The organism is Thermus islandicus DSM 21543, assembly GCF_000421625.1.
GTDB classification, from domain to species: Bacteria; Deinococcota; Deinococci; order Deinococcales; family Thermaceae; genus Thermus; species Thermus islandicus.
Genome location: NZ_ATXJ01000004.1, coordinates 14,262 through 33,128, shown reverse-complemented (window position 1 = coordinate 33,128; position 18,867 = coordinate 14,262). Strand labels below are relative to the sequence as shown.

Annotated in this window: 19 protein-coding genes; 11 read left to right on the top strand and 8 right to left on the bottom strand. The window is 69.5% G+C overall.

Annotated features, from left to right (window positions below; translation table 11 throughout):
• Positions 1 to 127: 127 nt before the first annotated feature.
• From trpE to trpD, 3 genes are read left to right on the top strand one after another with little or no spacing between them, the layout of a single operon-like run.
• A complete protein-coding gene (gene trpE / locus H531_RS0105385) occupies positions 128 to 1,516 on the top strand; it encodes an anthranilate synthase component I (protein ID WP_028490664.1) in 1,389 nt (462 codons plus the stop codon).
• A 16-nt stretch (positions 1,517 to 1,532) separates the two neighbouring features.
• Positions 1,533 to 2,114 carry an anthranilate synthase component II gene (locus H531_RS0105380; RefSeq protein ID WP_022798337.1) on the top strand — a complete coding sequence of 194 codons (582 nt, stop codon included), beginning with the start codon at positions 1,533 to 1,535 and terminating at the stop codon, positions 2,112 to 2,114.
• Entirely contained in the window at positions 2,102 to 3,091 is a 990-nt protein-coding gene (trpD, locus tag H531_RS0105375) for an anthranilate phosphoribosyltransferase (RefSeq protein WP_022798336.1), read from the top strand. The genes H531_RS0105380 and trpD overlap by 13 nt, the downstream gene beginning before the upstream one ends.
• Before the next feature lie 333 nt (positions 3,092 to 3,424).
• Here trpD and H531_RS15310 read toward each other — a convergent pair whose 3' ends face one another.
• The 5 genes from H531_RS15310 to hpt form a co-directional block, all read right to left on the bottom strand.
• Entirely contained in the window at positions 3,425 to 3,547 is a 123-nt protein-coding gene (locus H531_RS15310) for a hypothetical protein (RefSeq protein ID WP_022798335.1), read from the bottom strand.
• A gap of 120 nt (positions 3,548 to 3,667) precedes the next feature.
• Complete coding sequence (locus tag H531_RS0105365) at positions 3,668 to 4,894, bottom strand: adenylosuccinate synthase (protein WP_022798334.1); 1,227 nt, start codon at positions 4,892 to 4,894, stop codon at positions 3,668 to 3,670.
• Positions 4,895 to 4,906: 12 nt separating this feature from the next.
• A complete protein-coding gene (locus tag H531_RS0105360) occupies positions 4,907 to 5,794 on the bottom strand; it encodes an aldo/keto reductase (protein ID WP_022798333.1) in 888 nt (295 codons plus the stop codon).
• Positions 5,791 to 6,456 carry a queuosine precursor transporter gene (locus H531_RS0105355; protein WP_022798332.1) on the bottom strand — a complete coding sequence of 222 codons (666 nt, stop codon included), beginning with the start codon at positions 6,454 to 6,456 and terminating at the stop codon, positions 5,791 to 5,793. The genes H531_RS0105360 and H531_RS0105355 overlap by 4 nt, the downstream gene beginning before the upstream one ends.
• The gene (hpt, locus tag H531_RS0105350) at positions 6,457 to 7,002 is read right to left on the bottom strand and encodes a hypoxanthine phosphoribosyltransferase (protein ID WP_022798331.1); all 546 of its coding nucleotides are present in this window, start codon (positions 7,000 to 7,002) and stop codon (positions 6,457 to 6,459) included.
• Between the two features lie 52 nt (positions 7,003 to 7,054).
• Here hpt and H531_RS0105345 point away from each other — a divergent pair, with 52 nt between their 5' ends.
• From H531_RS0105345 to H531_RS0105330, 4 genes are all read left to right on the top strand, one after another.
• A complete protein-coding gene (locus H531_RS0105345; RefSeq protein WP_022798330.1) occupies positions 7,055 to 8,740 on the top strand; it encodes a tetratricopeptide repeat protein in 1,686 nt (561 codons plus the stop codon).
• A 105-nt stretch (positions 8,741 to 8,845) separates the two neighbouring features.
• The gene (locus tag H531_RS0105340; RefSeq protein ID WP_022798329.1) at positions 8,846 to 10,168 is read left to right on the top strand and encodes a S8 family serine peptidase; all 1,323 of its coding nucleotides are present in this window, start codon (positions 8,846 to 8,848) and stop codon (positions 10,166 to 10,168) included.
• Positions 10,169 to 10,607: 439 nt separating this feature from the next.
• Entirely contained in the window at positions 10,608 to 11,420 is an 813-nt protein-coding gene (locus H531_RS0105335) for a hypothetical protein (protein ID WP_211210531.1), read from the top strand.
• A gap of 8 nt (positions 11,421 to 11,428) precedes the next feature.
• A complete protein-coding gene (locus H531_RS0105330; protein ID WP_022798327.1) occupies positions 11,429 to 11,671 on the top strand; it encodes a hypothetical protein in 243 nt (80 codons plus the stop codon).
• Between the two features lie 1,117 nt (positions 11,672 to 12,788).
• Here the strand turns inward: H531_RS0105330 and H531_RS0105320 are convergent.
• The 3 genes from H531_RS0105320 to H531_RS12825 are packed head-to-tail and all read right to left on the bottom strand — an operon-like array spanning position 12,789 to position 14,850.
• Complete coding sequence (locus tag H531_RS0105320; protein WP_022798325.1) at positions 12,789 to 13,613, bottom strand: pseudouridine synthase; 825 nt, start codon at positions 13,611 to 13,613, stop codon at positions 12,789 to 12,791.
• Positions 13,610 to 14,407, bottom strand: coding sequence for an enoyl-CoA hydratase/isomerase family protein (locus H531_RS0105315; protein WP_022798324.1), 798 nt, complete (start codon positions 14,405 to 14,407; stop codon positions 13,610 to 13,612). Before H531_RS0105315 ends, H531_RS0105320 begins: the two co-directional genes overlap by 4 nt.
• An 8-nt stretch (positions 14,408 to 14,415) precedes the next feature.
• The gene (locus H531_RS12825) at positions 14,416 to 14,850 is read right to left on the bottom strand and encodes an SDR family NAD(P)-dependent oxidoreductase (protein WP_022798323.1); all 435 of its coding nucleotides are present in this window, start codon (positions 14,848 to 14,850) and stop codon (positions 14,416 to 14,418) included.
• 38 nt (positions 14,851 to 14,888) lie between these two features.
• Here H531_RS12825 and truB point away from each other — a divergent pair, with 38 nt between their 5' ends.
• From truB to H531_RS0105290, 4 genes are read left to right on the top strand one after another with little or no spacing between them, the layout of a single operon-like run.
• A complete protein-coding gene (truB, locus tag H531_RS0105305) occupies positions 14,889 to 15,827 on the top strand; it encodes a tRNA pseudouridine(55) synthase TruB (RefSeq protein ID WP_022798322.1) in 939 nt (312 codons plus the stop codon).
• A gap of 1 nt (position 15,828) precedes the next feature.
• Positions 15,829 to 16,938 (top strand): alanine dehydrogenase, encoded by a 1,110-nt coding sequence (gene ald, locus H531_RS0105300; protein WP_022798321.1) that lies wholly within the window; start codon positions 15,829 to 15,831, stop codon positions 16,936 to 16,938.
• A gap of 1 nt (position 16,939) precedes the next feature.
• On the top strand, positions 16,940 to 17,281 hold the full coding sequence (locus tag H531_RS0105295; protein WP_022798320.1) for an Asp23/Gls24 family envelope stress response protein: 342 nt from the start codon (positions 16,940 to 16,942) through the stop codon (positions 17,279 to 17,281).
• Positions 17,274 to 18,839: a DAK2 domain-containing protein gene (locus H531_RS0105290; protein WP_022798319.1), complete on the top strand. Its 1,566-nt coding sequence runs from the start codon at positions 17,274 to 17,276 to the stop codon at positions 18,837 to 18,839. The genes H531_RS0105295 and H531_RS0105290 overlap by 8 nt, the downstream gene beginning before the upstream one ends.
• Positions 18,840 to 18,867: the final 28 nt, after the last annotated feature.

Genomic DNA, 18,867 nt, shown 5'->3' with positions numbered 1-18,867 from the left:
ACCCCGGGAGCCTTTTGGGCTATCCTGGGGGCATGACCCTGACCCTCCTTCGCTGGTGGCCCGGCTAGGCCCCGGGAGGGAGGCGGTCTTTCCCCCGGGGCCTACCCCGGGGGATTCGCTTGGGGGGATGGGCATGATCCGACCTTTTCGCAGGACCCTGCTCGCAGACTTGGAAACGCCGGTCACGGCCTACCTCAAGCTCGCCGAGAAGGCCCCGGTGAGCTTCCTCCTGGAGTCCGTGGAGCGGGGGCGGCAGGGGCGTTTTTCCATCGTGGGGGTGGGGGCCAAGCGGACGTTTTTCCTCAAGGACGGGGTGTTCACGGTGAACGGGGAACGGGTGGCCACCCAGGACCCCCTGCGCACCCTGTATGAGGCGGTCTTTGCCCCCCTGGAGCGGCCCAAGGACCTGCCCCCCTTCTTCGGGGGGGTGGTGGGGTACGCCGCCTACGACCTCGTGCGCTACTACGAGCGCCTCCCCTCCCTGAAGCCCGACGACCTTCGCCTTCCTGACCTCCTCTTCGTGGAGCCGGAGGTGGTGGCGGTCTTTGACCACCTGCAGAACCTCCTCCACCTGGTGGCCCCGGGCAGGGATGCGGAGGAGGCCGAGGGGCGCCTTGCCTGGGCGGAAAGGAGGCTCAAAGGCCCCCTCCCCGGGGTGCCGGGGGAAAGGCCCGGGGGTAGGGCGCGCTTCCAGCCGGACATGACCCGCGAGGACTACCTGGGGGCGGTGGAGAAGGCCCTTGGCTACATCCGGGCCGGGGACATCTTCCAGGTGGTGCTCTCCTTGAGGCTTTCCTCCCCCCTCACCGTCCATCCCTTCGCCCTCTACCGGGCCCTAAGGAGCGTGAACCCGAGCCCCTACATGGGGTACCTGGACCTCGGGGAGGTGGTCCTGGTGTCGGCCAGCCCGGAAAGCCTCCTGCGCTCGGACGGGAGGAGGGTGGTCACCCGGCCCATCGCCGGCACGAGGCCCCGGGGGGGGGACGAGGAGGAGGATAGGAGGCTTGCGGAAGAGCTTCTAAAAGACGAGAAGGAGCGGGCGGAACACGTGATGCTTTTGGACCTCTCCCGCAACGATATCGGCCGGGTGGCCGCCTACGGAACAGTACGGGTCCTGGAGCCCATGCACGTGGAGCGCTACTCCCACGTGATGCACCTGGTCTCCACGGTGGAGGGGGTCCTGGCCGAGGGGAAGACGCCCTTGGACGCCCTGGCCAGCGTCCTCCCCATGGGCACCGTGTCTGGGGCCCCGAAGATCCGGGCCATGGAGATCATTGAGGAGCTGGAGCCCCACCGCCGAGGTCCCTACGGGGGGGCCTTCGGCTACCTGGCCTACGATGGGGCCATGGACATGGCCCTCACCCTGCGCACCTTTGTCATCGCTCAGGGGCAGATGCACGTCCAGGCGGGGGCGGGGATCGTGGCGGACTCCGTGCCCGAGAGGGAGTACGAGGAGTGCCTGAACAAGGCGAGGGCCCTCCTCAAGGCGGTGGAGATGGCGGAGGCGGGGCTGTGACCCCCAGGAGGGCGACGTGAGGGTTCTCGTAATCGACAACTACGACAGCTTCACCTACAACCTGGTGCAGTACCTGGGGGAGCTCGGGGCGAGTCCCATCGTGTGGCGGAACGACCGCTTCCTGCTGGAGGAGGTGGAGGCCTTGGATCCGGAGCGCATCGTCATCAGCCCGGGGCCCTGCACCCCGAAGGAGGCCGGCCTTTCCGTCCCCCTCATCCAGCGCTACGCCCCCCGCTACCCCATCCTCGGGGTGTGCCTGGGGCACCAGGCCATCGGGGCGGCCTTCGGGGGGAAGGTGGTCCCCGCTCCCCTCGTCATGCACGGGAAGGTGAGCGCCATCCACCACGACGGCACCGGGGTCTTCCGGGGGCTTGAGAGCCCCTTTCCTGCCACCCGGTACCACTCCCTGGTGGTGGAGGCCCTGCCGGAGGAACTCCTGGTGAACGCCTGGGTGGAGGAAGCGGGCAGGCGGACGGTGATGGGCCTGAGGCACCGCCTCTACCCGCTGCATGGGGTGCAGTTCCACCCGGAAAGCCACCTCACGGAGGCGGGCAAGCGGATCCTGAAGAACTTCCTGGAGGACCCATGGACGCGTTGAGGAAGGCCCTGTTGGGGGAGGTGCTGACGGAGGAGGAGGCCTTTGGCCTCATGGAGGCCCTGATGCGGGGGGAGGTCTCCCCGGTCAAGGCGGCGGGCCTCCTCACGGCCTTGGCCCTGAGGGGGGAGAAGCCTCACGAGATCGCCGCCATGGCCAGGGCCATGCGGGAGGCGGCGAGGCCCCTAAAGGTGGGCCGCCGTCCCCTTCTGGACATCGTGGGCACCGGGGGGGACGGGAAGGGCCTCTTGAACCTCTCCACCTTAGGGGCCCTGGTGGCGGCGGCGGGGGGGGTGGCGGTGGCCAAGCACGGGAACCGGGCCGCGAGCTCCCGCGCGGGCTCGGCCGACCTCCTAGAGGCTTTGGGGGTGGACCTCGAGGCCCCTCCCGAAAGGGTGGGGGAGGCCATCGAGGCCCTGGGCTTCGGCTTCCTCTTCGCCCGGGTCTTCCACCCCGCCATGCGCCACGTGGCCCCGGTGCGGGCGGAGCTCGGCATCCGTACCGTCTTCAACCTCCTCGGTCCCCTTACGAACCCCGCGGGGGCGGACCGCTACGTCCTCGGGGTCTTTAGCCCGGGGTGGCTTTCCCCCATGGCCGAGGCCCTGGAGCGCCTGGGGGCCCGGGGGCTTGTGGTCCACGGGGAGGGGGCGGACGAGCTCGTCCTGGGGGAGAACCGGGTGGTGGAGGTGGGGAAGGGCCCCTACGCCCTCCTCCCGGAGGAAGTGGGGCTTGGGCGGGCCCCCCTCGAGGCCCTAAAGGGCGGTTCCCCGGCGGAGAACGCCGAGCTCGCCCGCCGCCTCCTCAAAGGGGAGGAGGAAGGCCCCCTGGCCCACGCCGTGGCCCTCTCCGCGGGGGCGGGGTTTTACGCCGCGGGGAAGACGCCCTCCCTGAAGGAGGGGGTGGCCCTGGCCCGGGAGGTCCTGGCCTCCGGAGAGGCCTACCTCCTCCTGGAGCGCTACGTGGCCTTCCTCAGGGCCTAGGTTCCAAGGGGAGTCCGCGTCCAGGTCCAGGACCGCTCCCACGCAGGGGAGCTCCACCTGGTCCTTCTCCACCACCCCGTAGCGCCAGCTTCCTTCGGGCAGGCGGCGGTAGATCTCTAACCGCCTGGCCGAGCACGTAGGCCTGAAGGCCGGGAAGCTCCCGGTAGCGCAGGAGCTTTTCCCCGCGGTCTATGGCCTCCGTGCCCGGGGAGAAGACCCCCACCACCAAGCCAGCGGTCTCCTTGCAGTGGGGCGTTCCTCGCAGGTGACGAAAAGATCGGGATAGCAGGCGGCCTCTCCCACCTTGAGGAGCATGCCTTGGGCACCCTTTTCCTAGGCTTTGGGAAGAAGCTTTAGGAACAGGCGGGCCACCAGGCGGTTGTGGAGGTCTCCTCCCGCCAGGGCGAAGACCAGCCCCTCCACAAACTCATGGCCTCCGGAGGAGGCGGCCTCCAAGGCTCAGGGACTCCTCAAAGGTGGCCTGGCGCAGGGGGGCGCGCTTTTGGCGCCCACACCCGTTCTTACGCCCTGCCTAGCCTCGGCGGCCCCCTTTACCTGGGCCCGCATGGGGTGGGATTACACCCAGCTCACCGCCCCGAAGGTGTCCTCCCGCCTGGGGCTTGTGGAGAAGAGGACTACCGGTACGCCGGTATGCTCCTCCACGAGCTCCAGATAGCGCAGGAGGCTTGGGGGAAGGTCCTCCCGGCTTCTCACCCCGGCGAGCTCCCCCCAGCCCGGGAGCTCCACGTAGCGCACCGCCTCGGGGCGGGCCTCCCCGGGACGGGCGCCGTCCAGGTAGTCCACGGCCACCTTCACCTTAGGAAGCCCCGAGAGCACGTCCAGCTTGGTGAGGATGAGGCCGTCAAAGCCGTTCACCTCGCAGGCGTACTTTAGGGCCACCAGGTCCAGCCACCCTACCCTGCGGGGTCTTCCCGTGGTGGTGCCGTACTCCCCCCCCTTTTCCCGGAGGTGGTGGGCGAGCTCCCCGTGGATCTCCGTGGGAAAGGGGCCTTCCCCCACCCTCGTGGCGTAGGCCTTGGCCACCCCGTAGACCTTGGTGATGGCCTTGTGGGGAAGCCCCGTGCCCACCAGGATCCCCCCCACGGTGGGGTGGGAGCTGGTCACGTAGGGGTAGGTACCGTAGTTGAGGTCCAGAAGGGTGGCCTGGGCCCCCTCAAAGAGGAGGCGCTTCCCCTTCTTCCAGGCCTCACGAAGGAGGGCCCCGGTGTCCGCCACGTAGGGGCTTAGGATCTCCCGCATCCGCCTCAGGTCCTCCAGGGCCTTCGCTTCCGTGTCCCAGCCCGCCTCCTTCGTGGAGTTGGGCTTCTCCAGGAAGAGGCGGCGCACCCTCTCCCGCAGCACCTCCTCGTCCAGGAGGTCCCCGGCCCGGATCCCCACCCTTCGTGCCCGGTCGGAGTAGGCAGGGCCGATGCCCCGGCCCGTGGTGCCCACGAAGTTGTGGCGGCTCTCCACGTGCTTGTGGTGGGGAAGGACCAGGTGGGCCCTTTCGGAGACCAGGACCTTGGGCTGGAAACCCTCCTGCCTTAGGGCCTGAAGCTCCTCCTGGAAGCGGAAGGGGTCTATGACCATCCCGTCCGCCAGGACGTTCACCGCGTGGGGGTGGATGACCCCCGAGGGCAGGAGGTTCAGCTTGAAGACCCGTCCCTCGGCCACCACGGTGTGGCCGGCGTTGGCCCCCCCCTGGTAGCGGACCACGTAGTCCGCCTCGGGGGCCAGGGCGTCCACCACCTTGCCCTTGCCCTCGTCCCCCCACTGCGCCCCGATGATGGCGACTCCCGGCATGCCTCCCTCAGCTTACGATGCCGCCTCGAGGCGGGCCACCTCCTCCGGGCTCAGGCGGAAGGCCAGGGCCTCGGCGTTCATGCGCGCCTGGGCTTCGTTCTTGGCCCCGGGGATGGGCAGGGCCCCCTTTTCCACAAGGTAGCGGAGGGCCACTGCCCCCACGGGTACCCCCTTGGCCCCGGCCAGGGCCCTTAGCTCGCCGAGGAGGCGGGGCAGGCGGGCCAGGTCCTGCCGGTACTTGCGCCCCCGGTAGTCCCGGGGGGGATTCCTTGGGTCCAGCTTGCCCGTGAGCCAGCCCATGGCCAGGGGGCTGTAGGCCATGAGGGCGATCCCTTCCCGCCTCAGGGCGGGGAGGAGGGCCTCGGCCTTCCGCCTTAGGAGGCTGTACTCCACCTGGAGGGCAAGAAGGGGCACCCGGTGCCGGTCCAGAACCGCCTTGGCCGCTTCCAGCTGGGCCTCGTTCAGGTTGCAGAACCCTACTCCCCGGGCCAGTCCCCGCTCGTAGGCTTCGGCCAAGGCCTCGGCCCAGACCCTAAGGGGTACGGGAGGCCAGGGCCAGTGGAGGAGGTAGAGGTCCAAAGCCTCCACCCCGAGGCGGCCGAGGCTCCCCTTCAGGGCCCGGAGGAGGTCCCGGCGGGAGAGGCGCCAGGGGTAGGGGAAGAACTTGCTCACCAGGTAGGGCCTTTCCCCGCCCTCGGCGAGGAACCGGCCGAGGAGCCTTTCCGAGAGGCCGAAGCCGTAGAACTCGGCGGTGTCAAAGAGGCGGAGTCCAGCCTCGAGGCTCGCCCGGTAGGCCCGCCTCAGGTCCTCCACCCCGTACCCCCGGCCGTAGCCCCAGAAGAGGCGGTCCCCCCAGGCCCAGGTGCCGACCCCCAGGGTGTGGGCCAAAAGGGGGTTCATAGCCGGAAGGGGTTGAAGGAGATCCCCCGGTCAAAGGGGTCCAGGCCTTCGCGCCGCTTGAGGAAGCCCACCACCAGGTAGGTCACGGGGAGCATCAGGGCCTCCACCCCCACCTTGAAGGCGTAGTTGGAGAGGAAGACCGAGGTCAAAAGGTCCAAGGGGAGGACCCCCAGGAAGGCCACCAGGAGGAAGGTCCCCGTGTCCAGGCCCTGCCCCACCAGGGTGGAGGCCAGGGCCCGGAACCAGAAGTGCCGCCCCTCCGTCCTCACCTTGAGGCGAGCCAGGACGTAGGCGTTGGCGAACTCCCCCAGGAAGTAGGCGAGGAGGCTGCCCAAGACGATCCTGGGGGTGAGGCCGAGGAGGAGGCCAAAGGCCTCGGCGAAGCGCTGGCTCGCTCCGTCCTTCGGGGGGGGAAGGGCGGCCACGGCCTGGAAGGTGAGGGTGGCGAGGAGGAGGGCGAAGAAACCCGCCCAGATCACCCTGCGGCTTTGCCGGTAGCCGTAGACCTCGGTGAGGACGTCCCCGAAGATGTAGGCCAGGGGAAAGAGGAGGGTGCCCCCATCAAAGGTGAAGGGTCCGAGGACCACCAGCTTGGTGGAGGCCACGTTGGAGACCAAAAGCACCGTGGCGAAGAGGACGGTGATGAGGTCCAGGTACCGCATCTACTCCTCCTCCGGCCGCACGGAGGTGATGAAGGGGAGGTTGCGGTCAAACTGGGCCCGGTCCAGGCCGTAGCCGTAGACGTAGGCGTCCTCAATCTCAAAGCCCAAGTAGTGGATGGGGACCTCCACCTGCCGCCTTTGCGGCTTGGAGAGGAGGGCGGCCACCCGGACGGAGGCGGGCTTCCTGGCCTCGAGGTAGTCCAGGAGGTAGGCGAGGGTGAGGCCGGTGTCCACGATGTCCTCCACCACGATCACATCCCGGCCGTGGATGGGAAGGCGGAGGTCCTTAAGGAGCTCCACCTCGCCGCTGGACTTGAAGGCGTTGCCGTAGGAGCTTATGGCGATGAAGTCCAGGGTGAGGGGGAGGGGGATGGCCCGGACGAGGTCGGCCATGAAGATGAAAGCCCCGTTCAGGACGCAGATCAGATGGGGGGTTCTCCCCTGGTAGTCCTGGGCGATGGCCGCCCCCAGCTCGGCCACCCGGCGGCGGATGGCCTCTTCGGGGATCTGGACGGGTCCGTTGCCTGGGCCCAACATCGGTCCCATCTTAAGGCCTTGGCGGGGGGGAAAGGCGGTGGTAGGCTAGGCCCTAAGGGCCATGCTCCGCACCCTGGGCGGACTTTTCCTGGAGGGAGCTCCCTTCGCCAAGCGAAGGCCCCTCCTCCTCCTGGCCTACCTGCTCCTGGAGGGGCCAGCCTCGCGCCGCTTCCTCTCGGAGCTCTTCTGGCCTCGAGCCCAGGACGCCTACAACAGCCTCTCTGTGGCCCTCTCCGCCCTGCGCCGCCTGGGGGTGCAGGTGGAGGGGGAAGAGGTGGTGGAGGCCCAGGGGGAGGTGGATGCCCGCCTCCTCCTCCAGGCCCTCAAGGAGGAGGCCCTGGAGCGGGCCCGGGACCTCTACCGGGGGCGGTTTTTGGAGGGGGCGGATGACGGCCTGCCCGAGGAACTGGAGGAGTGGGTTTGGACCACCCGGGAGCGCCTGGCCCTTTCCCTATGGGAGGGGCACCGGCGCCGGGCCCGGCGGCTTAAGGCCCTGGGGGAACCCGAGGAGGCCCACCGCCTGGAGGCGCTGGCCCTGGCCCTTCCTGGGGTAAAGGAGGCGGCTTCCGAAGGGGATGGGGACGAGGATCCCCCCCTGGACCAGGCCTGCCGCCGTCTCTTCCACGCCATCGCCCTGGTGGGCCTGCCCCAGGCGGCCGCCGTCTTCAAGCCGGCGCCGGAGGCCCTGGAGGCCCTTTGGCAACGGGGGTTTTTGGACGGGCGGGGGGAGGCCACCTTCCGGCCGCCCCTCAACCTGGAGGCCCGCCAGACGGCCCTGGAGCTGGCCCGCCACCTCCCCCTGGCCCAGGCCGCCCCCCTCTACCGGCTGGCCCTGCCCCTCTGGCGCCCCGAGGACGTGGAGCGGGGGCGGCGGGCCCTCCTGGACCGGGTCCGCCAGGACTTGGAGGACCGGCCCCTCGAGGCCCTCGAGGCCCTGGCCTCCCTGGCCCCCGACCCGGAGGTCCTGCTCCTGCGCTCCCGGACCCTTATCCGGCTGGGCCGGTTCAGGGAGGCGCTGGAGCTTTTGGAGGAGCTGGCCGACACCCCTGAGCGGAGCGCCCTACGCGGGATAGCCCTCTACCGCATGGGCCGGGTAGGGGAGGCGAAAAACGAGCTCCCCAAGGCAGAGGCGGGGGGACCCCACGCCCAGGGGGAGGCCTATAACCTGGAGGGTCTTCTCCTCCTGGGAGAGGGGGCCTTCCGGGAGGCGGCCGAGGCCTTTAGCCGGGCGGCGGTTCGCTTCCTCCTGGCGGGGGAGGAGGCCCGCCACCTGAGCGCCCTGAACAACCGGGCGGTGGCCTTGGCCGAGCTGGGGAAGGGGGAGGAGGCCTTCTTTGAGCTCCTCGCCCTGGTGGAGGGACGGCCCCTCCTCGAGGCCCGGGTGCGGCTCAACCTGGGGGTGGTGCGGGAGCGGGCCGGACGGGTAGAGGAGGCCGAGGGCCTTTACCGGGACTCCTTGGAACTGGCCCGTTTGGCGGGGAACCTGGAGGCCATGGGGCGGGCTTGGAACAACCTGGGGGCCCTCTACCACCGGACGGGCCGTCCCCAGGAGGCCCAGAAGGCCTATGAGGAGGCCCTCAAACTGGCCCGGGAGGCGCGGGACCTGGTCCTCCTGGCGGCGGTGCTGGCCAACCGGGCGGAGCTCACCGGGGAGCGGGCCTTTTTGGAGGAAGCGGTGCGGGTGCTGGAGGAAAGCGGCCAGGAAAGCTTGGCCCGCCGCTACCGGGACCGGTTGGAGAGGCTTTAGGGGCGGGTTCAGGGTTGGTTCAGGGGGGAGGGGCTAGGCTTGCCCCATGCCGCTGAGCCTTTGGGATGTGGAGGGGTTGAGCCTCTGGGTGGAGGGGGTAGGGGGATGAAACGGCTCTGGCGCTTCGGGCTCCTTCTGGTCCTTATGGCCTGGGGTTGTCTTCCTGCCCCGCCCACGGCCTCCCTTTCCCCCGCCCGCGCCCGTCCCGGGGAGGCGGTGACCCTGGGGCTTCGGGGGGCCTCGGCCGAGGGGGCCGCCGTTTGGGTGGCCGGGGTGGAGGCCCAGGTCCTGGAGGCCGGAGGCCCCCGCCTTCGCTTCCTGGTGCCCTCGGTCCCGGGAGGGCCCCAGGAGGTGAGGGTTCGGACCTCGAGGGGGGAGATCCGGGCGGTCCTAGGGGTCCTGGGCCAGGTGGACCCCCGGCGCATCCTCCTCCGCCTCCCCCTGGGCCAGACTCCAAGGCTTCCTGCCGGCTTCACCCTGGAACGCCAAAGCGACCTTGCGGCCTGTGGCTTTACCCTGGCCGAGCTGGGGTATGGGGGTGAGGCCTTGGGCCAGGCCCTGGAGGAGCTGGAGGCCCAGGACCCCAGCTACAAGGCGGACCCCGAAAGCCTCTGGAGCCTGGGGGGCTGGGTGGGGGAGGCGGTGGGTGCTCCCCTGGCCCACGCCCGAGGGGTAGAGGGGCGGGGGGTGCGGGTGGCCGTCCTGGACACCGGGGTGGATGGGGCCGTTCCCCAGCTTCCCGGCTACGACTTCGTGGAGGAGGACACCACGCCCCAGGACGCCTTCCCGGGCGGGCACGGCACCGGAGCGGCGGGCCTGGTGAAGGAGGTGGCCCCCCAGGCCCAGATCGTCCCGGTGCGGGTCTGTGACCAAAACGGCGTTTGCCGGGCCAGCCGGGTGGTGCGGGGGGTGTGCTGGGTCCTGCAAACCCGCCAGGGCCCCACCGTGCTCAACCTGAGCCTGGGGGGCGACACCCCGGTGGAAGCCCTCAAGATCGCCCTTCAGGCCGCGCTGGCCCAGGGCATCCCGGTGGCCGCCGCCGCGGGGAACCAGGGGACCCAAGGGAGCCCAGCCCACTACCTCGCCGCCTTGGACCTGCCGGGGCTGGTGGCGGTGGGGGCTTTGGATTACGATCCCCAGGGCCATACCTTCGCCCCTGCTCCCTACAGCACTCGGGGGGCCTACGTGGACCTCTCGGCCCCCGGGACCAACCTGCCCTGCACCGCCCCCGGAGGGGGCACGGGAAGCTGCACCGGCACCTCCTTCGCGACCCCTCTGGTGGCCGGGGCCATGGCCCTTTGGCTTTCGGCCCAGCCGAACCTCACCCCCACCCAGGTGCAACAGAGCCTGGAGCAATACGCCAAGCCCCTTCCCTTCGCGCCCCAGGAGGTGGGCAAGGGAAGGGTGGACCTTTCCGTTAAGCCCTAGGGGCCAAGCCGGCCCGGGGGCCCTTCCAGGGCCCCCTTTTCTTGCCGGGTGCGGTTCAGCCTTGGTTCAGGGCCGGTTCAGGCCCTCCCGGCTACCCTGGCGGCAGGTTTCCCAAGGGAAACCGAAAGGAGGCACACCAATGAAAAAATACGCGTGGCTTTTAGGTCTACTGGCCGCCCTCTTTGCAGGGTGCGGGAGCAACTCCCTGCAAATGGGCTCAATGGAGGGTGTACAGCAGGGCGAGGCGGCCTTGCAGGCCGAGGGCGGGGCACTGGTGGACGAAGCCCTTTCCTCCTTTGAAGACTTGATGCCTGCGTCGACCCAAGGGCTTCGTCCGCAAGCGGTTTCGCCCCGACCCCTCACCATCATCCGGGACCGGGAAGGGTTCACCATCCTGAGCCGTCTCCCCTGGCCGGCGGACGCCTCCCTGGAGGGCATGGTGAACCGCCCGGTCTTCTTGACCATCAAGCACAAGTCGTACCCACCACGCCCCCAGGCCTACCTGGGGATCTTGCGCCAGGGGACCAATGGCTACGAGATCGAGTGGTACGGGCAAATGGAAAACGGTCGGCGGCTTTCCAGCCGAAGCCCCCTAGAGGTGGAGCGGCTAACCGGTGGCACCCCGACGATAGCAGATCCCTGTTTGGTAAGGCCCCTGGTGAGCTGGAAAAAGTGGGGGAACTACTATGTCTTTGACGGTTGCATGCCCATAGACCGCATTCACGTTAGCGGTACCTTCCCCATAGACCTTCCCGGGCACCCCCTGGAGAGAACCCTCAACGCCTCCCCCATCGAGGACCCCTTTCGCACCCTTTACAACGGCTTGACCAAGCCCTTTGATGTGGAGTGGCCCCCGGCTTTGCTCATGCGGGAGCATGTGGTTCTGGCCATTGCCCCATACCGTAACCCCAAACTGCAAAACGCCCGTTCTATTGAGGAGATCCTCGGAGAGGAGCTGGCTCTGGCTTACCTGCGTAGTACGGATGGCGAGCGGCTCACCGAAAGGGAAAAAGGCAGAGCCCTCTCCTTGAAGCTGATCTGGGAGGATCCGAAATACACGCTGGTGGCCAGGGACCTCAATACGCGGGAGGAAATCCGCTTCCGCATCGCTGAGGTCAGTTGGTGCGATGGTTGCTGGTTCCCTGGCATGCCCTCCGGGATTTATCTGGGCATTGAAGACCGGCTGAGTGGCCCCCCGGTGCTCCACCTTCAGGTAGGCCCCCTGCTCCTGCAGGGTATTGAGAAGAAGTGAGGTGCCCTATGGTCCGCTACCCCCTTTGGCTCATTTCGGCACGGGCCCTTTTCCTGGCTTCCTGCAGCGGCCCCAATCTGGTCTGCACCTCGCCCATCTGCCCCGTGGCCCACTGGCCCCTGAACGAGGCCCCCGGGGCCACGGCGGTGCAGGACCTGGTGACGAACCCCCTCTTCAACACCGGCACCCCCAAGCCCGGGCCTTTGGTGGCCTGGCCCGGCTTCTCCGGGCCCACCTCGGTCAGAGGATAACGTGAAGCGCCTTTGGCTTTTTTTGCCCCTTCTCGCCCTCCTCGCGGCGTGCGGGGGCGGCGGCATCCAGACCCTGAACGTGACCCTGGTGGACGGCATTGGTGAGCCGCTCCAGCCCCTGGCCGCGGCCTGGCGGCTGGGTCCCCCGCCCTCCAGCGGAGGCCTTCCCTGGCTGTCCCTACCCACAGGCCAGTCCAGCTGGAGCCTCCCCATCCCCTCTGGGGCCCGCTTCCAGGTGGCCTTCCGCTGCCCCAGCGTAAGCGGTACCGATTTCTACGTGAGCCTGGACCTGATGCGAAGCGAAGTGGGAACCAACCTGCTGGTGCGCTGCCCTGTGGCCTACGCTAGCCCCACGGCAGCGGTAGGTGGGACCGTTTCCTCGGCTCTCAGTTCAGGGACCGCTTTCTCAGCCCGGGGGACGGTGAGCTTCACAGGAGGGAGCTTTGCCGGGCTCACCGCGCCCACGGGGAACGGGCGGGAGGTGGCGGTCTTCGGGGTTAGCGGGAGCACGCCCTACTTCGGCCGCACGGGCCTCGTCAACCTCCCCACCGCGGTTTCCGTTTCCGTAAGCCCCCTGAACTCCACGGATATTCTCAACCTCACCACCCCGGCGGGCTTCTCCTCCTACGCCGGCCTTGTCCTCTCCACCTTCGTCCCGGTGGGCCTGGCGACCTGGGCTGGAGGCCCTAAAACCGTGGCCCGGCCAGGTTCCCTCTTCGGTGGAGACCTCTTCCAGTTCTCGGCCTGCAACGGCTCCGGTTGCAGCATCCTGCGCAAGGACGCCACCGACCCCGGGGTAGCCTCTGGGTCTTCCCTCAGCCTTTCCGTGCCTTCCTTAACCCTCTCCCTCACCCAGAGCCACACCCCAAGCACCCTGCCCACCTTCAGCAACATCGCCTCGGGAGGGTTTAGCCCCAGCCTCAGCTTCCTGGGCTACGCCCTCTTCCTGGCCGAGCCGGGGGTGCGCTACTGGCGGCACTTCCTGAGCGCAGGGGCTCTGGGCAGCGCCACGAGCTACTACGTGGACGTGCAGCAGGCTTCGGGCTTCGCCGGGGTGGTGCCCACGGCGGGAAGCAGCGTCCAGCTTCGGGCCACCGCCTTCGCCGGGGACCAGCCCCTAAGCGCCCTCCTCGCCGCCCAGCCCATCCCCCAGGAGACCTTCCCCGGGCACACCCTCTTCCTGGACCGGATGTGGCCCGTGCACCTCGAGGCCGCCCTCCTCCAGGCCAGTTTCCCTTGGTAGGCCCGCTGCGGCCCAGAGGGCCCTCACCTCCTCGGGGGAAAGCCTGCGGTACTGCCCAGGACGAAGGCCCCGGAGGCCGATGGGCCCCACCCGGAGGCGAAGGAGGCGGACCACGGAAAACCCCACCGCCTGGAGCATCCGCCGCACCTCGCGCTTGCGGCCCTCCCGTAGGGTGAGGAGAGCGCCCCCGGGGGCGGGCTTGCAGGAGAGGGCCCGGGCTGGGCCGTCCTCCAGGACCACCCCCCTTTCCAGCCTCCGGCACACCGCCTCGGCTAGGGTCCCTTCCTTTGTCCAGACCCGGTAGACCTTCCTCACCCCGTAGCGGGGGTGGGTGAGGCGGAGGGTCAGGTCGCCGTCGTTGGTGAAGAGGAGAAGCCCCTCCGAGTCCCGGTCCAGGCGGCCCACCGGGTGGAGGCCGGGAATGGGGGGAAGGAGCGCAAAGACCGTGCGCTCGGCGTGGGGGTCCCTGCGGGTGGTGGTGTAGCCCCGGGGCTTATAAAGGGCCAAAACCACCGGCTCGGGCAGGACCACCCGCCGCCCATCCACCTCCACCACATCCTCGAGGCCCACCCGCTGGCCCAAGACCGCCAAGGCGCCGTTAACCCGCACCCGGCCCTTCCGGATCAGGTCCTCGGCCTTGCGCCGGCTGGCCACCCCTGCCCGGGCCAGGAAGGCCTGGAGGCGAAGGCGCTCCCTCATGGGAAATTGGGGGGGCGCTTCTCCTTGAGCGCCCTGAGGCCCTCCTCCAGCTCCCTGCCCGAAAACCCCAAGAACTCCAGGGCCAGGGAGAGCTCAAAGTGGGGCAGGAAGGCGCGGTACCAGTGGTGGAGGGCCCGTTTGGTGTGGGCGAGGGCCTCCTTGGGGCCCAGGGCGAGCCTTTCCGCCACCTCGAGGGCTTTCTCGTAAACCTTTCCGTCCTCCACGGCCAAGGCCACGAGGCCAAGCCTTTCCGCCTCCTCCCCCGTTAGGGGTTCGTTCAGGAAGAGGTGGTACTTGGCCTTGGCCATCCCCACCAAAAGCGGCCAGAGGAGGACGGCGTGGTCCCCTGCGGCCACGCCCAGGCGCAGGTGCCCGTCAAGAAGCCTGGCCCCCTTGCCCACCACCGCGATGTCGGCGGCGAGGGCCAGGGCAAGCCCTGCCCCCACCGCCACGCCCTCCACCGCCGCCACCACGGGCCTGGGGAAGTCCAAGGGCCCCAGGACCAGCTCCCGGGCCTCCTGGTAGACCCGCATGAGGGCCTCGGGGGAGGCGCGCATCTCCTCTATGAGGGCGAAGGAACCCCCGGCGGAGAAATCCCCGCCCTCCCCCCAAAGGAGCACCGCCCGGGTTCCCTCCACCCCCTCGAGGTCCCGCCACACCCGGGCGAGGGCCCGGTGGAGCTCGGGGCCCATGGCGTTCCGCTTCTCGCCCCTCAAGGTGATCTGCAACACCCCGGGCCGGGGCCAGGAAAAGCCCAGGACGGGGTAGCGTTCGCTAAGGGTGGTCAGGTTCACGGCACCTCCTAGCACATGGTCAGCCCGCCGCTCACGCTCAGAACCTGCCCCGTGATGAAGCCCGCCCGGGGCGAGGCCAGGAAGACCACGGCCTCCGCCACCTCCTCGGGCTGGGCCAGGCGCCGCATGGGGGTGGCCCGCACCATGGCCTCAAAAAGCCCCTCGTGGCCTTGGCGGAGCCGGTGAAGGAGGGGGGTGTCCGTGGGGCCCGGGGCCACGGCGTTCACCCGGATCCCGTGGCGGGCCACCTCCCGGGCCAGGGCCTTGGTGAAGGCGATGACCGCCCCCTTGGTGCCCGAGTACACGGCCTCGCCGGAACTGCCCACCTCGAGGTCGGCCACGGCCACCCGGGCTCCTTCCCGGGCCAGGGCCAGGACCACGGCCTTGCCGATTCCCGAGCCGCCGCCGGTGACTAGGGCTGTTCGGTCCTTCCGGGCTCCCATAGGCCCCATGCTACACCGGGTGGTACAATCCCCTAGGCATGGCCCTCTACGCGGTGGACAAGCCCCTCCACCTCACCTCCCACGATGCGGTGGAGGAGGCCCGGAGGCGCCTTAACACCCGCCGGGTAGGGCACACGGGAACGCTGGACCCCCTGGCCACGGGGCTTCTCCTTCTCGTGGCCGACGAGTCCACCAAGCTCGTCCCCTTCCTTTCCGGGGAGGACAAGGAGTACCTCGCCTGGGTCTCCTTTGGGGCCACCACGCCCACGTTGGACGCCGAGGGCCCCATCAGCGAGGAGGCCCCGGTGCGCTTTGACCGCAAGGACCTGGAAAGCCTTCTCCCCAGCTTCCTGGAGCTCAAAGAGCAGGTCCCTCCCCTCTACTCCGCCATCAAGGTGGGCGGGAAGCGGGCCTACGAGGCCGCCCGGGAGGGAAAGCCCCTGGAGCTCGGGCCGAGGCCGGTGCGGTACCTCGAGGTGGAGCTCCTCGCCTGGGACCCCGAGCCCGTCCCCTACTCCATCGCTCCCTCCCCCAAGGGCTGGCGGCTCGTGGAAAAGGGGGGGAGGAGGGTGGAGCTTCCCCGCCCTCTGGGGGCCTATCCTACCGCGGTAATCCGCCTGGTGGTGGGCCCTGGTACCTACGTCCGGGCCTTTGCCCGGGACCTGGGCAAGGCCCTCGGGACCAAGGCCTTCCTCTCCGGGCTGGTGCGCACCCGCATCGGCAAGGTGGGTCTGGAGCGGGCGGTGCGCCTTAGCGAGCTCGCGCCGGACAAGGCCATCCCCGAGCTGGACGCCCTGCCCTTCCCCGTGGTGGAGCTTTCCCACACCGAGGCCAGGCGGGTTCTGGAGGGGATTCCCCTCCCCATCCCCGCCCTGGGGTACGTGACCCTGGTAGACTCCCGCAGGCGGCTTCTGGCCATCGCCGAGGGCGATGGGTTCAAGCTCAAGATCAAGAGGGTGTTGGTGAAGGAGGCCTAGCATGGTGATCGGCGTGCCCAAGGAGATCAAGACCCTGGAGAACCGCGTGGCCCTCACCCCTGGGGGCGCAGAAAGCCTGGTCCGGAGGGGCCACACCGTCTTGGTGGAGCGGGGAGCCGGGCTAGGTTCGGGCCTGACCGACGCGGAGTACGAGCGGGCGGGGGCCCGGCTCGTTTCCCGGGAGGAGGCCTGGGGGGCCGAGATGGTGGTGAAGGTGAAGGAGCCCCTGCCCGCGGAGTACGGCTTCCTGCGGGAAGGCCTCATCCTCTTCACCTACCTGCACCTGGCCGCGGACCGGACCCTCACCGAGGCCCTGCTCCATAGCGGCGCCACGGGGATCGCCTACGAGACGGTCCAGCTTCCAGACGGCTCCCTGCCCCTCCTCATCCCCATGAGCGAGGTGGCGGGACGCATGGCGCCCCAGGTGGGGGCTCAGTTCCTGGAGAAGCCCAAAGGAGGCCGGGGGGTGCTCCTCGGGGGGGTGCCCGGGGTGGCCCCGGCCAGCGTGGTCATCCTGGGAGGCGGCACCGTGGGCACCAACGCCGCCAAGATCGCCCTGGGGATGGGCGCCCAGGTCACCATCCTGGACGTGAACCACAGGCGCCTCCAGTACCTGGACGACATCTTCGGCGGGCGGGTGGTGACCCTCACCGCCACCGAGGCCAACATCAAGAAGAGCATCCAGCACGCGGACCTCCTCATCGGGGCGGTTCTCGTGCCCGGGGCCAAGGCCCCCAAGCTGGTGACGCGGGACATGCTGCCCCTCATGAAGGAGGGGGCGGTGATCGTGGACGTGGCCGTGGACCAGGGGGGGTGCGTGGAGACCATCCGGCCTACCACCCACGCCGAGCCCACCTATGTGGTGGACGGGGTGGTCCACTACGGGGTGGCCAACATGCCGGGAGCCGTGCCCCGCACCTCCACCTTTGCCCTCACCAACCAGACCCTGCCTTACGTGCTGAAGCTTGCGGAGAAGGGGCTGGACGCCCTCCTGGAGGACGAGGCCCTCCTGAAGGGGCTCAACACCCACCGGGGCCACCTCACCCACCCCGGGGTAGCCGAGGCCTTCGGCCTTTCCTACACGCCTCCCGAGGAGGCCCTAAGGAGGTAGGGTGCAAGGCCGCGTGACGGTGACCGAAAACGCCCTGGCGGCCCTTCTTGCCCTGGCCGCCCACGAGGTGCCGGGGGTGGTGGGCATGGCCCCCGCCGGGCTCAAGGACCAGGTGGTGCGCATCCTGGGACGGCAGGAGGCGGGGGAAGGGGTCCTGGTCCGCCCCGACCCCCAGGCGCCGGGGAAGTACCAGGCGGACTTCTATGTGGTGGTGGCCGTGGGTGTCCGCATTCCCACGGTGGTGGAGTCCCTGGCGGAGCGGGTGGCCTTCGCCGCCCGGAGGCTTGCGGGCACGGAGCTTTCCCAGGTTCGGGTCCACGTGGTGGGGGTGGGGCGTGGCTAGCTGGGGGCCCGAGGCCTTGGCGGAGGCGTTTCGCTACGCCACAGACTGGTTTGCGGTCTACGTGGAGGAGCTGAACGCCCTCAACGTCTACCCTGTGCCCGACGGGGACACGGGCACCAACATGCACCTCACCCTCCAGTCCGCCAGGCGGGAGCTGGACCTCACCGACACCGCCCAGATGGCGGAGGTGGCCCGGGCCATCGCCTACGGGAGCCTCCTCGGGGCCCGGGGGAACAGCGGGGTCATCCTCTCCCAGATCCTCAAGGGCTTCGCCGAGGCGATCCGTAGGCGGTCCAGCCTGGACGCCCAGGCCCTGGCCGAGGCCCTCCGCCGGGGTGCCGAGACCGGGTACCGGGCGGTCATGCGCCCGGTGGAAGGGACGATCCTCACCGTGGCCAAGGCGGCGGGGGAGGGGGCTCAGGGGGAGGCCCTCGAGGCCGTCTTGGAAAACGCCCTCCGGGCGGCGCAGGAGGCCTTGGAGAAGACCCCGGACCTGCTCCCCGTGCTCCGACAGGCCGGAGTGGTGGACGCGGGAGGGGCGGGGTACGTGCGCTTCCTGGAAGGCCTTCGGGGGTATGCCCTGGGGCTTCCCCTCCCCGAGCCTCCCCGGGTGGAGCGGTACGCCCAGACCGCCTTCGCTACCGAGGAGTTCGGCTACTGCACCGAGTTCCTCATGGAGGGGGTGGAGGTGCCGGTGGAGCGGATCCGGGAGGTGGTCGCCTCCTTTGGGGATTCCCTCCTTCTGGTGGGCGCGGAAGGCTACGTGAAGGGGCACATCCACACCGCTGACCCCGACGGCCTCCTTGCCGCCGTGGCCCGTTTTGGCCGGATGGTGCGGACCAAGGTGGAGGACATGGCGGCGCAGCACACGGAGATCCTGGCCAGATCGGGACTCCTGGAGGAAGCCCCGCCCCCCTTGGGCCTCGTGGCCGTGGCCTCAGGGTCCGGGGTGGCCCGGATCTTCCGGAGCCTAGGCGCCCGGGTGGTGGCTGGAGGGCAGACGCAGAACCCTAGCGTGGAGGAGCTCCTCGCGGCCATCCGAAGCCTTCCCCACCCCCAGGTGATCCTCCTGCCCAACAACCCCAACGTCTTCCTGGCCGCAGAGGAGGCGGCAAGCCTGGCCCGGGAGTTGGGGAAGGAGGTGCACGTCCTCAAGACCCGGACCCTGGGCCAGGGGCTGGCGGCGGCGGTGCGGTATAGCCCCGAGGCCGACCTCGAGGCCCTCCTTCCCGAGATGGAGGAGGCCCTTGGGGGGGCGGCGACCCTGGAGGTCACGTGGGCAAGCCGCGACGCCGAGGTGGATGGCCTCAAGGTGCTCAAGGACAAGCCCATCGGCCTTTTGGACGGGAGGCTTTTCCTGGTGGGGGAGACCCCGGAGGAGGTGCTTAAGGGCCTGATCCGCCTGGCCCGGGAGGGCAAGGAGGTCCTCACCCTCTTCCTGGGCCCCACCACCTCCCGGGAGAAGGCCGAGGCCGTGGTGGCCCAGTTCCCCGAGCTTGCGGCGGAGATCCTGCCGGGAGGCCCCGAGCTCTCGGCCTATCTGGGCGTGCTGGAATAGGTAAAGGAAAGGCTAAGCCCGCGCCTTC